13 protein-coding genes are annotated in these 14,370 nt (G+C 66.0%); 5 read left to right on the top strand and 8 right to left on the bottom strand.

The genetic code is table 11. The annotated features are described in order from the left end of the window. Positions 1-26 precede the first annotated feature (26 nt). Genes PD284_RS17375 through PD284_RS17395 form a run of 5 tightly spaced genes read right to left on the bottom strand, consistent with a single transcriptional unit; the run spans position 27 to position 4,362 of the window. Positions 27-857, bottom strand: a complete 831-nt coding sequence (locus PD284_RS17375) for a sulfite exporter TauE/SafE family protein (protein WP_274629415.1) — start codon at positions 855-857, stop codon at positions 27-29. Next, complete coding sequence (locus PD284_RS17380) at positions 854-1,636, bottom strand: GntR family transcriptional regulator (RefSeq protein WP_274629416.1); 783 nt, start codon at positions 1,634-1,636, stop codon at positions 854-856. Before PD284_RS17380 ends, PD284_RS17375 begins: the two co-directional genes overlap by 4 nt. A 57-nt stretch (positions 1,637-1,693) precedes the next feature. Next, positions 1,694-2,539: an ABC transporter permease gene (locus PD284_RS17385; RefSeq protein ID WP_274629417.1), complete on the bottom strand. Its 846-nt coding sequence runs from the start codon at positions 2,537-2,539 to the stop codon at positions 1,694-1,696. Beyond that, positions 2,536-3,354 carry an ABC transporter ATP-binding protein gene (locus PD284_RS17390; protein WP_274629418.1) on the bottom strand — a complete coding sequence of 273 codons (819 nt, stop codon included), beginning with the start codon at positions 3,352-3,354 and terminating at the stop codon, positions 2,536-2,538. Before PD284_RS17390 ends, PD284_RS17385 begins: the two co-directional genes overlap by 4 nt. Further along, positions 3,355-4,362: an ABC transporter substrate-binding protein gene (locus tag PD284_RS17395; protein ID WP_274629419.1), complete on the bottom strand. Its 1,008-nt coding sequence runs from the start codon at positions 4,360-4,362 to the stop codon at positions 3,355-3,357. Between the two features lie 228 nt (positions 4,363-4,590). Between PD284_RS17395 and PD284_RS17400 the strand changes: the two genes are divergently transcribed. From PD284_RS17400 to PD284_RS17415, 4 genes are all read left to right on the top strand, one after another. After that, positions 4,591-5,292, top strand: coding sequence for a fumarylacetoacetate hydrolase family protein (locus PD284_RS17400; protein WP_411956277.1), 702 nt, complete (start codon positions 4,591-4,593; stop codon positions 5,290-5,292). A gap of 112 nt (positions 5,293-5,404) precedes the next feature. Then, the gene (gene ilvD, locus PD284_RS17405) at positions 5,405-7,243 is read left to right on the top strand and encodes a dihydroxy-acid dehydratase (protein WP_274629421.1); all 1,839 of its coding nucleotides are present in this window, start codon (positions 5,405-5,407) and stop codon (positions 7,241-7,243) included. A 106-nt stretch (positions 7,244-7,349) separates the two neighbouring features. Continuing rightward, complete coding sequence (locus PD284_RS17410; protein WP_411956227.1) at positions 7,350-8,879, top strand: acetyl-CoA hydrolase/transferase family protein; 1,530 nt, start codon at positions 7,350-7,352, stop codon at positions 8,877-8,879. Between the two features lie 219 nt (positions 8,880-9,098). Further along, entirely contained in the window at positions 9,099-10,538 is a 1,440-nt protein-coding gene (locus tag PD284_RS17415; protein WP_274629423.1) for a tlde1 domain-containing protein, read from the top strand. A gap of 475 nt (positions 10,539-11,013) precedes the next feature. Here the strand turns inward: PD284_RS17415 and PD284_RS17420 are convergent, their stop codons facing one another. From PD284_RS17420 to PD284_RS17430, 3 genes are all read right to left on the bottom strand, one after another. Beyond that, complete coding sequence (locus tag PD284_RS17420; protein ID WP_274629424.1) at positions 11,014-12,045, bottom strand: hypothetical protein; 1,032 nt, start codon at positions 12,043-12,045, stop codon at positions 11,014-11,016. 388 nt (positions 12,046-12,433) lie between these two features. Beyond that, on the bottom strand, positions 12,434-13,120 hold the full coding sequence (locus tag PD284_RS17425) for a GNAT family N-acetyltransferase (protein ID WP_274629425.1): 687 nt from the start codon (positions 13,118-13,120) through the stop codon (positions 12,434-12,436). After that, complete coding sequence (locus PD284_RS17430; protein WP_274629426.1) at positions 13,117-13,611, bottom strand: MarR family winged helix-turn-helix transcriptional regulator; 495 nt, start codon at positions 13,609-13,611, stop codon at positions 13,117-13,119. The genes PD284_RS17425 and PD284_RS17430 overlap by 4 nt, the downstream gene beginning before the upstream one ends. 134 nt (positions 13,612-13,745) lie before the next feature. Here PD284_RS17430 and PD284_RS17435 point away from each other — a divergent pair, with 134 nt between their 5' ends. Beyond that, complete coding sequence (locus PD284_RS17435) at positions 13,746-14,054, top strand: hypothetical protein (protein WP_274629427.1); 309 nt, start codon at positions 13,746-13,748, stop codon at positions 14,052-14,054. Positions 14,055-14,370 lie beyond the last annotated feature (316 nt).

The raw sequence follows: 14,370 nt of genomic DNA on the forward strand, positions 1-14,370 counted from the left end.
CACAGCCCGCATCCTGCTGCGGGATATCACATCACCATCGCCAGCAGGAACCGCACGCAGACGGTCAGGATGAAGAGGCCGAAGAGGATCTCCAGCTTCCGACGCGACATGGAATGGGCCAGATTGACGCCGATCTGCGTCGTCAGGAAAGCCGTGGGGATGACGAGCGCGCAGCCGAGAAGCGACACGAAGCCAAGCGCGTCGGGAGGCAACCCGGCGCGCCCCCAGCCGGCCGCCACATAGCCCAGCGCACCGGGGATGGAGATCAGCATGCCGACGCCCGAGGATGTCGCAACCGCCTGATGGATGGGGCGGCCATGCAGGGTGAGAACGAGCGTGGACAGCGCCCCTCCGCCGATGCCCATGAGCGCGGACAGGAGGCCGACCACCATACCGTAGAGGCGCAGGATGTTTCCCGACGGCAATTGCTCTGCCAGCCGCCACGACTCGCGCCCGAACAGCAGCTTGGTGACAGTGATGCCGCCCACGATCACGAAGGCTCCCTGAAACACGGCGGGCGTGGCGTAGCGGGCGATCACCGAACCCAGGAGTACGCCGAGAATGATGGGCACGGCCCATTTGCGCAGGATGCCGGTGTCGACCGCGCCCTTGCGGTAGTGGCCGCGAAAGGAGCGGAACGATGTCGGGATGATGATGGCGAGCGAGGTGCCCACGGCCAGCGGCATGCGCACCTCGTCCTCTATCCCAAGGACCCCGAACACCTCGAACAGCACCGGGACGGTGATGGCGCCGCCGCCTACCCCGAATAGCCCGGCCAGAATGCCGGTGACGGCTCCCCCGAAAACCAGCATGCCGGCCAGCCAGAGCAGCGTTTCCAGATCGATTCCGTCGATCACTGCGGTTCGCCGCCCTGCATCGGATCGCTGTTGGTTGCCGCCAGCACCTTGGCCTCATAGAGCTGCAGCGTCAGCTCATACTGAGCCACCAGGCGCTGCACGGCGAGGTCGGCATTCCCTTCGAGGGCGGCATCGGCGATCGCGCGGTGCTCCGCATCCGAGTCGCGACGCGGATAGGTATTGATGCCCGAAATGTAGCGATACCTTTCGGCCTGATCCATCAGCTCCTCACAGAAGCGCAACAGCCATCGGGAGCCGCAGTTCGCAATCAGCGCCCGGTGGAAGTGCCGGTGCCGGGCTTCCCAGTCGCTATTGTCGTCCTTGAGCGACACATCCTCGCCGAAGCGGAACGGGGTGCGCAGCAGGCGATGCAGCGAAAGAACAACGCCGTCCTCCCAAGCCTCCGTCCGATTGCGCACCGATTCCGCCAGCGCCTTGCCTTCCAGCCAGCAGCGCGTCTTCACCAGTTCGCGGAAGTGATCAAGCGAGAGCGCCGGAACCGAAAAGCCGCGCTGGTCAGCGCGATCGACCAGCCGCTCAGCGGCCAGACGGTTGAGCGCTTCCCGGACGGGATTGGTGCCGGCGCCGTATCTTTGCGCGACCGTCTCGATCAGCAGCTTCTCGCCCGGCCCGTAGAGACTCTGCAACAGGTCGCGCTTCAGCTGATGATAGACGAGCGTCGCGCTGGTGGCCTTTTCGGCGCCCCGGCGTCCCGAGCCGCCCCGTTCCCTCGACGATCCGGCGTCGTCGCCGGGTTCGCCCTGTACCAAGATCGGCATGGAAGTCAGTCACGCTCCAGTTGCTTCGATGTGAGGCTCATAGCGCTACGGCGGCCGTCAGCGGGCGTCAATCTGCGCCGCCGTCGAACGATGCCAGAATACCAGCCGGCGCTCTATCAGCACCACCAGCCAGAAGAGCGCGAAGCCCAGGAGGCTGAGGTAGAGGATCAGCGAGAAGACCCGCGGCGTCTGCAATTGCGACGCCGCAACCCGGATGAGCTCGCCAAAACCCTTGCCGCCGCCGAGAAATTCCGCGGTGATCGCGCCCGCCATGACACCGACAGCGGCAATCTTCAGCCCCGTGAAGATCTGGGGCAGGCCCGTCGGCACCTTCATCTTGAACAGCGTCTGCCAGCGCGATGCGCCCATCGTCTTGAACAGCATGCGGGCGTTCTCGTCGGCGGCGTGGATGCCGGCTGCCGTGCCGACCACGATGGGGAAGGTTGCGACAAAAGCCGCAAGCGCCACCTTGGAGCTGATGCCGAAGCCCAGCCAGGCGAGAAACAGCGGCGCGAAGGCAACCTTCGGCATGGTGTCGATGGCCACCAGATAGGGCAGCACCGCTCGCTCGCCGAAAGCCGTCTCACCGACCAGCACGCCCAGGCTGAAGCCGATCAGCGTAGCGAGTACGAAACCGAGCAGCACCTCCTGCGTCGTGATCCAGAAGGCCGTCAGCATGTAGCCGCCCGTCAGGAGATTGGCGCCGACCGTCAGGATGTCCTGCCAGGTTTCGGCGGGCGACGGCAGGATGATCGGCGACACGATCCTGAAGAAATGTATGCCCTGCCAAACGGCGAGGAACGTGATCAGCACGCCTGCGATCGCGACGGGGCGGGGAATGCGATCGATAAGCGGGACCTTTTCGGTCCAGACGGTATCGATTTCACCGGCGACATCGCTCATTTGAACGCCCCCTTGTCGAGCAAGGACCGAATGCGGTTGACGTAGGCCCCGAATGCCGGATCCACCATCATTTCCACCGTGCGCGGCCGCGGCAGGTCGATGTCGACGATCTCGACGATGCGGCCCGGCCTCGGCGACATGACGTAGATTTTGTCCGACAGGAACACCGCCTCCGGGATCGAATGGGTGATGAGGAAGGCGGTCGCGTTGCGCGCCATGCACACCCGCTGCAGCTCCAGGTTCATGAAGTCGCGCGACAGCTCGTCCAGCGCGCTGAACGGTTCGTCGAGCAGCAACACCTGCGGCCGCGTGATCAGCATCCGGCAGATCGCGGCGCGCTGCGCCATGCCGCCGGAAAGCTGATGCGAATAGACGCTGTCGAAACCTTTCAGGCCAACCAGCTCGAGCAACTCGCGCGCCTCGGCGTGGGTGTTCCGTGCGGCAGCGCGGCCGTCGCGGATTTCGATGGGAAGCACGATGTTCTCCAGCGTCGTGCGCCAAGGAAACAGCGTGGCCTGCTGGAACATCATGCCGATGTCCCGACGCGGCCCGGTGACGGGGGTGCCGTCAAGCACCACCCTGCCTGAGCTCGGCGGCGTCAGGCCGGCCATTATCTTGAGCAGGGTCGACTTGCCGCATCCCGACGGGCCGATCACCGAGGAGAAGCTGCCCTCGGCGAGTACGATGTCGGTCTTGCCCAGCGCCTCGATCTTGCCCTGTCCGTAGGTCTTGGTGACGCCCCGCAGCTCGTAGACCGGCCGCGCAGCGCGACCGGTCTCCTCGCGACGGTCGCCCATCGCCGCCTGTAACGTCATCTACTTGTTCCAGGTTTCCACGAACTCGTTCGTGTAGGCTTTGGTCAGGTCGTCCAGCGGCGCGGGGATCGACTTGGACTCGACCACGCTCTTGTGCCACTTTTCCCAGTCTTCGGGCGGCTGGTAGCCTGACGGGCGCGAGGCATCGAGCGGGGTCATGCGCTGCTTGACCGCTTCGAACACCGCCAGCGCGAACTTGCGATCTTCCGCCTCCTGCGGGTTGGCCACCGCAGCATGCTCGATCACCTTGTCGGTGTTGGCGGGATCGATGCCGAACTTGTAGCCCTTGACGATGGCGCGGCCGAATCCTTCGATCACCTTGGGGTTGGCCTCAATATAGGCGCGGTTCGCGGCGAAGCCGTTGGCGAAATAGCCCAAATATTCGTCAGGGGTGATCTCGCGCAGCGGAATGCCGCGGGATTCGATGATAACCATATCCACGACGGCCGCCGCATAGGCGTCGACCTCATTGTTGAGGAAGGCTGCGGCCGCGGTTCCGCCGTCGCCGACGGTCAAGAACTCGTAGTCCTTGCCTTCGGTCAGCCCCAGGCCGGTCATGATGTTGCGGGTGAAGCCCACCTCGGCGCCGTCGGCAGTGCCCACGCCAATGGTCGTGCCCTTGAGATCAGCCGGCGTCTTGGCAGTGGATTCCTCCCGCACGACCACGCCGAAGCCCGTTTTCGGATAAAGATTGTAGAGGAACACGACGTCCTCGCCGCGCGAGCGCGCCGCCAGAACGGGGCCTGGGCCCGGCTGACCGATCTGGCCCTGCCCGGACGCCAGCGTCTGCAGCACCGAAGCGGAGCCGTTCACCGCCTCGACCCGCACCTCGAGACCTTCCTCCTTGAAATAGCCCTCACCGATCGCGACGTGCAGCGGAAACACGTTCAGCGCAGAGGGGTTGGGCAGCACCACCGTGATCGGGGTTGTTTGCGCCATCGCGGCGGTGACCGTCGCCGCGGTCAGGGCGATACCTGCCAGGGTCGCCTTCAGAAAATGCATCGACATTCGTTTCCTCCCAAATGTTCCGCCCCCGCCGCTTCACTACCGTCCGGCCGGAACGCACGACCCGGATGCTAACGGAACCCATACATGTGTCAAAGGGCATTTTGCATTTTTGGAAGGATTCCAGACGACTCCATGCATCAGACATAAATCATACATTTTCCGCGATTGACTCGACGAACATGTATGATACCCATCGGGCAGTTCATACAAACGAGAACGGGAGGAATGATGATGGACGCGCGCACTGATTTTGTGATCGCACCTTCGCCACCGGTAAGCCTTGCGGTCGCGGGATCGGCCCAGCGCTTTCCCGTGCGCCGGATCTATTGCGTGGGGCGCAACTATGTCGCGCATGTCCAGGAAATGGGCGGCGACGTCGAGCGCGACCCGCCAATCTTTTTCCAGAAGCCGACCGATGCGATCGTCGCTTCCGGGGCCACTGTTCCCTATCCTTCGGTGACCAAGAACTTCCATCATGAGATCGAACTGGCGATCGCCATCGGCAAGGGCGGACGCAACATCTCCGAGGCGGAGGCGATGGATCACGTCTGGGGCTACTGCGTCGCGCTCGACATGACCCGCCGCGACATCCAGGGCAACGGCAAGCCTTGGGAGATCGGCAAATCCTTCGACTTTTCCTGCCCTTGCGGACCGATCAGCCCGGTCAGCAAAGTCGGCCACATCACGTCCGGAGCCATCAAGCTCACCGTCAACGGCCAAGTGCGGCAGGACTCCGACCTCAGCCTGCTGATCTGGACGCTGCCCGAGATCATCGCCCGCCTTTCGGAGTATTTCGACCTGCAACCGGGCGACATCGTGCTCACCGGCACGCCCCACGGCGTCGGCCCTGTCGAGGCGGGCGACAAGCTGGTCGGCACGGTCGCCGGCCTGGCGCCGCTCGAGGTGACCATCGGTCCGCAGCTCGCCTAGTCACCAGATGCGCCGGCGACCTCAATCAGGCGTCGGCGCATTGCCGGGTTTGCTGTCTGGGAAATTGGAGCTATTAGACAGGCAACTGTAGAACGCTCCGAAAGCCACGCCTATGCCAGCCTATCGTTCCCGTACAACCACTCATGGCCGCAACATGGCCGGCGCCCGCGGCCTGTGGCGCGCCACAGGCATGAAGGACTCCGACTTCGGCAAGCCGATCATCGCGGTGGTCAACTCCTTCACCCAGTTCGTGCCGGGCCACGTGCACCTTAAGGACCTCGGCCAACTCGTCGCCCGCGAGATCGAAAAGGCTGGCGGCGTCGCCAAGGAATTCAACACGATCGCCGTCGACGACGGCATCGCCATGGGCCATGACGGCATGCTCTATTCGCTGCCGTCGCGCGAAGTGATCGCCGACAGTGTCGAGTACATGGTCAACGCGCATTGCGCCGACGCCATGGTCTGCATCTCCAACTGCGACAAGATCACGCCCGGCATGCTGATGGCCGCCATGCGCCTCAACATCCCGGCCGTCTTCGTCTCCGGCGGCCCGATGGAAGCCGGCAAGGTCGTCTGGAAGGACAAGGTCACCGCCGTGGACTTGATCGACGCCATGGTGGCCGCCGCCGACGACAGCGTCTCCGACGAGGAGGTCAAGGTCATCGAGCGCTCCGCCTGCCCGACCTGCGGCTCCTGCTCGGGCATGTTCACCGCAAATTCCATGAACTGCCTCACCGAGGCGCTCGGCCTGTCGCTGCCCGGTAACGGCACTACGCTCGCCACCCATGCCGACCGCGAGCGACTGTTCGTCGAGGCCGGACATCTCTCGGTCGACCTCTGCCAGCGCTACTACGAGCAGGACGACGAGAGCGTGCTGCCGCGCAGGATCGCCTCGAAGCAGGCGTTCGAGAACGCCATGGCGCTCGACATCGCAATGGGCGGCTCGACCAACACGGTGCTGCACATCCTGGCCGCGGCCTATGAGGGCGGCGTCGACTTCACCATGGACGACATCGATGCGCTGTCGCGGAGGGTGCCGGTGCTGAGCAAGGTCGCGCCGGCCAAGGCCGACGTGCATGTCGAGGACGTGCACCGCGCAGGCGGCATCATGGCGATCCTCGGCGAACTCGACAAAGCCGGCCTCATCAACCGCGACTGCCCAACCGTCCATACGGCCACACTCGGCCAGGCCATCGAGCATTGGGACATCGGACGGACGAACAGCTCCAAGGTGCACGAGTTCTTCAAGGCGGCGCCGGGCGGCGTGCCCACCCAGGTCGCGTTCAGCCAGAACCGCCGCTGGGACGATCTCGACCTCGACCGTGAGAATGGCGTGATCCGTTCCGCCGAGCACCCGTTCTCCAAGGACGGCGGTCTCGCCGTGCTCAAGGGCAACATCGCGCTCGACGGCTGCGTGGTGAAGACCGCCGGCGTCGACGAGTCCATCCTGAAATTCACCGGTCCGGCAAAGGTGTTCGAGAGCCAGGATGCCGCCGTGAAGGGCATTTTGGGCAACGAGGTCAAGGCCGGGGATGTCGTCGTCATCCGCTACGAGGGCCCGAAGGGCGGTCCCGGCATGCAGGAAATGCTCTATCCGACGAGCTACCTGAAGTCGAAGGGCCTCGGCAAAGCCTGCGCGCTGTTGACCGACGGCCGTTTCTCCGGCGGCACGTCGGGCCTCTCCATCGGCCATGCCTCGCCGGAAGCGGCGACCGGCGGCGCGATCGGCCTCGTTCGCGAGGGCGACATCATCGAGATCGACATTCCCAACCGCACGATCAACCTCAAGGTCAGCGACGACGAGCTTCTGGCCCGCCGCGCCGAGCAGGATGTGAAGGGCTGGAAGCCGGTCGAGAAGCGCAAGCGCAACGTGACCACCGCGCTGCGCGCCTACGCCGCCTTCGCCACCAGCGCTGACAAAGGCGCCGTGCGCGTGGTGCCCGAGGAATAATCTCGGCAGGCTTCAGAGGCGACGACGACGCACCCTGAAAGCCAACCAGAAGACCACAAGAACAAGAATAGAACCTACCCGGGCAGCGCTCGCCGCCCGGGCAACTATGGAGATAGCCGTGGCGGACAACTCACGGATCCATCAGGCGAAGTTGCGCTCGAAGGTGATGAGCGTCGACGCCGCTGCGGCCCTGATCCCGAGCGGCAGCACCGTCGGCATGAGCGGCTTTACGGGTTCAGGCTATCCCAAGGCCGTGCCGCTGGCGCTGGCGGCGCGCATCGAGGCCGAACACGCCGCAGGCCGGCCCTTCGGCATCCGGGTATGGACCGGCGCTTCGACGGGTCCCGAGCTGGACGGTGCGCTTGCAAAGGCCGACGGCATCGAGTTCCGCCTGCCCTACAATTCCGATCCGATCGCGCGCGAGAAGATCAACCGCGGCGAGATGGAATATTTCGACATGCACCTCAGCCAGGTCGCCCCGATGGCCTGGCAGGGTTTTCTGGGGCCGCTCGACACGGCCCTGATCGAGGTCACCGGCATCCGCGAGGACGGCGCGTTGATCCCCTCTTCCTCGGTCGGCAACAACAAGACGTGGCTCGACCGCGCCGATCGCATCATCCTCGAGGTGAACAGCTGGCAGAACCCGGCGCTCGAAGGCATGCACGACCTCTACTACGGCACGGCGCTGCCGCCGAACCGCGTGCCGATCCCGTTGGTTCGGCCCGACGACCGTATCGGCGACACCTGCTTCCGCGTCGATCCCGACAAGATCGTCGCCATCGTCGAGACCGATTCGCCGGACCGCAACCAGCCGTTCACGCCTCCCGACGCCGTTGCCCGTTCGATTGCCGGCCATGTGATCGAGTTCTTCCGCCACGAGGTCGCCAAGGGGCGCCTGCCCGCCTCGCTGCTGCCGATCCAGTCGGGCGTCGGCAACATCGCCAATGCCGTGCTCACCGGCTTGGCCGAAGGCCCGTTCGACGGCATGACCGCCTACACGGAAGTGCTGCAGGACGGCATGCTGGACCTGCTTCGCGCGGGACGGCTGCGCATGGCGTCGGCTACGTCGCTCTCGCTTAGCCCGGACGCTGCCGCCGAGCTCAATGCCGAGATGGACGCGTTCCGAGACCGCATCATCCTGCGGCCCCAGGAGATCAGCAACCACCCGGAGCTGATCCGGCGCCTCGGCGTCCTTTCCATGAACGGGCTGATCGAGGCCGACATCTATGGCAACGTGAACTCCACCCATGTCATGGGCTCGCGCATCCAGAACGGCATCGGCGGCTCCGGCGATTTCGCCCGCAACGCCTACATCTCGATCTTCACGACGCCGTCGACGGCCAAGGGCGGCAAGATCTCGGCAATCGTGCCTCAGGTCAGCCACGTCGACCACATCACGCAGGACGTGCAGGTCATCGTGACCGAGCAGGGCCTGGCCGACCTGCGCGGACTGTCGCCGAAACAGCGCGCCGAGGTCATCATCGAGAACTGTGCGCATCCCGACTACAAGCCGACGCTTGCCGACTATTACAGGCGTGCGCGACAAGGTTCCTACGGCCAGCAGTCGCCTTCCCTGCTCGCCGAAGCCCTGTCCTGGCATCAGCGTTATATCGAGACCGGCTCGATGAAGCCCTGACCGATCTGGTCCTGCCAACACACTATCGCCACGTTTCTGCTGATTTGCTGAGTGCATGAGCGCACTCGGGGGATAAGAAGGTGCGCCTGGAGAGAGGTTGTTAACCATACTCGGCCATTCTCGGAACCGACCGGTTCAACGGTCGACTTCGAAGCCGGATCTCGCGGCTGCGCGCCCGAGCTCCACCGGACGCAAATTGGGTTGGTTGGTATGGCGTACATGAGTCGCAGGACCGCGCAGCCCGTCGCCCGCGGCAATGCCAACTCCGGCATCGTCCGCGTGACGCGTAAACTGGCCGCCGCGTCGGCTGGCATCGCCTTCGCGCTCTGGGGCGCCGCCGTGATGCTCAACCTTCCGTCAAATGGCCTGACGTCGCCGACCGTGGCGACTGCATCCGCCGCCTATGTCCACCCCATCTTCGCTGAGCCGAATCCGGCCTCTCAGGCGAAGCCCACCGAAAAGGCCGCGAGGCGCCGTCCAGCCATTTCAGGCAAGTCGGAGCGCGCCGCTCGCCTGCCCGGAGACACCGCGTCAGATCAAGCCGACGCGGCACGGCCGCCCGCCGGCGCCAAGTCGAAAAGCCGGCATTGGTCGGAAATCTTCACACAGCGGAACGTCGCCTTCGTGGCCGATCCGACCCTCAAGGCTCGGTTCGAGCGTGTCTCGCTTGAGAATCCGCGCGCCCGAGAAAAGCTCGCCGTCGTGCTTCAGGCCGCGGAGGCCGCTGAACCGCGAGCGACGCAGGCGGCAGTCGCCGCTGCGCCCGGCGGTCAGATGGCGGAACGCTTCGCTCCGGTTCCTCCGGCGACCCCAAGCCTTCCCGTGCTCGCCTACGCCGACCCCTCGCCTGCCGGCCAGACCGGCGCACTGGCGACGATGCCGGCCGCCACTGCCGTTGACGAGGCAGCCCGCGCGGCCGAGGACAACGAAGAGAACGATGCGGACGGAACCGCGCTCTCACCCGACTATGACGACACGCCCGAGGCGACGCCGGTGCCGCTCGCCCGCCCGCGCACCGACGACGACGTCAGGCCTGACCCGCGTGCCAGCGTGCCGGATCGGAGCGTCGCGCAAAAGCCTGCCGCCCGGCCGCGGGAAGATGTCGTCGAGGAGAAGCTGAAGCGCGAAGCCCAGCCGGCGCGCCGCGCCGAATCGAAGGTCGCCTATGCGCGACCGGACGACCCGTCCGACAAACCGTCCGGCGGTCTTTTCAGGAATCTCTTCGGTCCCCGCGCCGGCAGCGGCGTCGCCGTCTACGACATCAGCGCCGCGAAGGTGTACATGCCGGACGGTTCCGTGCTGGAGGCGCATTCGGGGATCGGCAAGATGGCCGACAATCCCCGATATGCGCATGTGAAGATGAATGGGCCCACGCCGCCCCACACCTACAATCTCAAGATGCGCGAGAAACGCTTTCACGGGGTCGAAGCGATCCGCATGCTGCCCGTCGACGGCAGGAACAAGCACGGCCGCGACGGTTTCCTGACGCACAGCTATCTTCTGCGCGGCGGACGCGCGGAGTCGCATGGCTGCGTCGCTTTCAAGAATTACGACAAGTTTCTGAACGCCTTCAAGAAAGGCAAAGTCAGGCAGCTTGTGGTGGTGCCCGGCGGCGGCAAGCCCGCCATACAGGTGGCCAAGAACGGCCGCGACGCGTAGCGCCGCTCTCAGCGTTCGGCGCGGGGTGGGCAATTCTCTGCGTGACGCCGACATTCGGCGAACGTTGCTCCTGTCGCACCAAGATGACGTCCGCCCCGACAGCGATGTCTGACGGCCCCCTGCGCGGCGGCGGTGAAGCCCTCCCCGGACGCGTCGGGATGCGCGCTTTCTCGATCGGATAAACCTTACGCGCTCTCCGCAGCCGGTTGCTTCGGCGCATGCAGGCCCGTCGATAGATTTGCGCCATCGCGCACAGGCGGCCTGTCGATGCGCATGACCGGAGCAACCCATGAAGCGTCATCACTATCTTCTCGCGGCAAGCATAACCCTCCTCCTTGCTGGAACGAGCCTGAGTTCAGCCCAACAACCGGCGAACGGGCCTTGCAGGCCGGACGGAACGATCGAGAGCATCCTCTGCCGTCCGACGGCGACAATACCTGCTTCGAACGAAGCCCTCCCGGGCGGCGGCCATGAGTCAAGCGGCCCCAAGACCGACGGCGGCGGCGATGGCGGTGATGGCGATGGCAGCGGCGGCGGTGACGGCGGCGGCGATGGCGATGGCGGCGACGGCGGCGGTGATGGCGGCGGCGGCGATGGCGGCGATGCCGGCGGCGATGGCGGCGATGGCGGCGGCGGTGATGGCGGCGACGGCGGCGATGGCGGTGGTGACGGCGGCGGTGGTGATGGCGGCGGCGGCGGCGATGGCGGCGGCGGCGATGGCGGCGATGCCGGCGGCGGTGACGGCGGTGGCGGCGGCGGTGACGGCGGCGATGCCGGCGGCGGTGACGGCGGCGATGGCGGCAATGGCGGCGGCGGCGGCGATGGCGGTGGTGACGGCGGCGATGGCGGCGGTGGTGACGGCGGTGACGGCGGCGGCGATGGCGATGGCGGCGGCGGTGACGGTGGTGACGGCGGTGACGGCGGCGGCGATGGCGATGGCGGCGACGGCGGCGGTGATGGCGGCGGCGGCGATGGCGATGGCGGCGGCGGCGGCGGTGACGGTGGTGACGGCGGCGGCGGCGGCGGCGATGGCGATGGCGGCGGCGGTGACGGCGGCGGTGACGGCGGCGGCGGTGACGGTGGTGACGGCGGCGGTGACGGCGGCGGCGATGGCGATGGCGGCGGCGGCGATGGCGGCGGTGACGGCGGCGGCGAAGGCGGTGACGGCGGCGCTGATGGCGGCGGTGATGGCGGTGACGACGGCGGTGATGGCGGCGGCAGCAACGGCGATGGCGGCGGCGGTGACGGCGGCGGCGAAGGCGGTGACGGCGGCGGTGATGGCGGCGGCAGCAACGGCGATGGCGGCGGTGGCGGTGACGGCGAAGGCGGCGAAGGCAGCAGCGAAGGCGGCGGCGGTGACGACGGCGGCGGCGGTGACGGCGGCGATGGCGGCGATGGCGGCGGTGGTGACGGCGGTGACGGCGGCGGAGGAAGCGATGAAGGCGGAAGCGGCGATGAGGGAGGAAGCAGTGCCGCCACTGGCTTCAGCGGAGGCAAGAGCAGCCATGGCAAAGATTTTAGCCGAAGCAGCGCAGCCAAGGGCTTTTACGAAAGCAAGGGCAGCCACAGCAAAGACGGCGGCGGCAAGGGCCTCTCAGGAAAGGACTTCGGCGCCAGCAAGAGCATGAGCACCCTCAACCACGCCAGCCACGACGGTGACGGCGGCGGTGGCGGAGGTCATGGAAGCGGCGCCGGCGGCGGAAATTCCTACCGCTAGATCGATGTCCGCGAAAACGTGAGCGTAGCGATGGAGGCCGGGACCTTTGCCGGCCTCCCATGATTCGATCAAGGCGATCGCGCGACCGCACCTGTCATCAGCATGGCAAGCCTTCAACTGCACATGGCCGAACCAGGCCGGGATGCCTGGATCGAGCGGTTGCCGCACCTGCCCGCGCTCAAGGGACCCGTCGCCTGATCACCGCCAGGTCGAGCGTCGTGCGGATGGAAAAGCCAATCCTTTCATAAAGATCGATAGCGGCCTGGTTGGTGTCGTAGGCGTGCAGGAACGGCTTCTCACCGCGCGCCATGATGCGGCCGGCGACAAACAGCGAGAGCCGCCTGCCAAGCCCCTTACCCTGAAAGTCCGGATGTGTGCACACCCCGCTCAGTTCTGCAAAGCCGTCCTGCTTCATCCGCTCGCCGGCCATCGCCACCAGCCTGCCGTTCACCTTGACCCCGAAGAATTGGCCGAGCGCCGCGGCGCGCAGCGTGAACGGACCGGGCTTCGTCAGCGTCGCCAGTTCCAGCATGTCCTCGGCATCCGCGTCCGACAGCCCTACGATATCAGGATCGCCCGATGCCGCGATGGGGCGCTGCGCAACCATCTGCACGACGCGTCCGGTTCCGGATGCTTCCGCGGATGGAGGCAGCACGACGCCGCCAGTCTGCACCACGACCAGCGTTTCGTCCCCCTCCAGCAGGTCCGACAGCGCCCGAAGGCTGTCATCATCGTCTCCGCCCGTTGCGGCAAAAGGGATGATGCCTCGCTGGTATCGGCGTGCGAGCGGTCCGCCCGCCGCGAATGGCGCCTGACGCGTCGTCAGCGCGCTCCACACGGGACGGTCGAGAATGTGCGCGGTCATGGCGCAACCTCTTTACCGTTCTGGGCCCGGCGATCGAGAGGCGTGGCCGTGAGCCGCCGCTCGATGTCGCCAAGCTGTCCCAGCAGTGGACCGGAGAGATCCGCGCAGACGTCCTTTACGGCTGCCTCGATGCGCGGCCAGACGTGCTTTCGCGAAAACTCGATCAGTCGCCGTCCCTCCGGCGTGAGCGTGACCACGCGACGCCGCTGGTCGTTGCCGGCCGGGCCCACCGCCAGAAGGCCCTGCCTGACCAGTTGCCCCACGGTGCGCGTCACACCCGGCTGGCTGATTCCGACGGCCAGCGCGAGATCGCCAATGCTCAGCGGTCCCTGACCATCGATCGCCGCCAGGATCGGGTACTGGCTGGATTGGATCGGCACGTCATATGCATCCATGATGCGCTGCGCGTCGGTCTGCAGCCGGTCGCCGATGCGCTTTAGGCGGGTCCCGAGGGTGAGAAAGCCGAATCCGCGAACGATGTCCTCAACCATTTCCTCACTCGCATTTGCATAACCTGTTATATAACACCTTATACACCCTGTCCACCACAGTTCTGTTGCGACATCATTGCTCCCGCGCAGCTGCCTGCATATTCTGGATCGCGCACGCCGCAGGAGAAGGTCGCATGGACTGGCATCACATGAAGAGCGCGCCGAAGGATGGCAGCCGGATCCTGGTGACGGTGAGGCCGTCCGAGCAGGGAGCCGCGGAAGTCGACGTCGCATACTGGGCCCGGGCCGACCAGTTCGGCATGGAAGGCTGGCGCGCCGCCGACTCCTATCCTGGACATATGATCGGCTACGCCGAGCCCGAGCTGAAATGCTGGATGCCCTTGCCCAGGGCCAATGCGGGGCAGGACGCCGCGACCATCGACGAGATGCCTGCGCCGTGGGAAGGCGAGGACGTCGAGGAACTTCATGGTTCCGGGATCTGAGGGACAGCGTCCATCCCGCGATCGCCGCCGCCGGATTGACTGGAAGTCAGCCCGCTGCGGGTGGCAAACGTCCGGGTTCTCCCAAGCCTTGCCAATCCACATCTCCTCCTGTATGGAGCGCCCCAATCTGCCGGTCCCGACTGGGGGCTGAACGGAGGGCCGGAGGTTTACCGAGGGATTCGTATCCCGAAGTTGCCTTCGTCGCGTCGGAATAGTCCGTCCGCCTCCCGTGTCTCCGCTCTCGACCGTCTCGACATGCGCCTTTCTTCTCCTGAGGGCGGCCGCAAGGCCACCGAAGGATCCAAGAGAAGTTGCA

It is taken from the genome of Mesorhizobium shangrilense, assembly GCF_028826155.1.
GTDB classification, from domain to species: domain Bacteria; phylum Pseudomonadota; class Alphaproteobacteria; order Rhizobiales; family Rhizobiaceae; genus Arvimicrobium; species Arvimicrobium flavum.

Excerpts from the sequence above, each read along its gene's own strand:
- PD284_RS17380 (WP_274629416.1), bottom strand. The coding sequence starts at position 1,636 with ATGCCGATCTTGGTACAGGGCGAACCCGGCGACGACGCCGGATCGTCG.
- PD284_RS17385 (WP_274629417.1), bottom strand. The coding sequence starts at position 2,539 with ATGAGCGATGTCGCCGGTGAAATCGATACCGTCTGGACCGAAAAGGTC.
- PD284_RS17390 (WP_274629418.1), bottom strand. The coding sequence starts at position 3,354 with ATGACGTTACAGGCGGCGATGGGCGACCGTCGCGAGGAGACCGGTCGC.
- PD284_RS17395 (WP_274629419.1), bottom strand. The coding sequence starts at position 4,362 with ATGTCGATGCATTTTCTGAAGGCGACCCTGGCAGGTATCGCCCTGACC.
- PD284_RS17400 (WP_411956277.1), top strand. The coding sequence starts at position 4,591 with ATGATGGACGCGCGCACTGATTTTGTGATCGCACCTTCGCCACCGGTA.
- ilvD (WP_274629421.1), top strand. The coding sequence starts at position 5,405 with ATGCCAGCCTATCGTTCCCGTACAACCACTCATGGCCGCAACATGGCC.
- PD284_RS17410 (WP_411956227.1), top strand. The coding sequence starts at position 7,350 with ATGGAGATAGCCGTGGCGGACAACTCACGGATCCATCAGGCGAAGTTG.
- PD284_RS17415 (WP_274629423.1), top strand. The coding sequence starts at position 9,099 with ATGAGTCGCAGGACCGCGCAGCCCGTCGCCCGCGGCAATGCCAACTCC.
- PD284_RS17420 (WP_274629424.1), bottom strand. The coding sequence starts at position 12,045 with ATGGCTGCTCTTGCCTCCGCTGAAGCCAGTGGCGGCACTGCTTCCTCC.
- PD284_RS17425 (WP_274629425.1), bottom strand. The coding sequence starts at position 13,120 with ATGACCGCGCACATTCTCGACCGTCCCGTGTGGAGCGCGCTGACGACG.
- PD284_RS17430 (WP_274629426.1), bottom strand. The coding sequence starts at position 13,611 with ATGGTTGAGGACATCGTTCGCGGATTCGGCTTTCTCACCCTCGGGACC.
- PD284_RS17435 (WP_274629427.1), top strand. The coding sequence starts at position 13,746 with ATGGACTGGCATCACATGAAGAGCGCGCCGAAGGATGGCAGCCGGATC.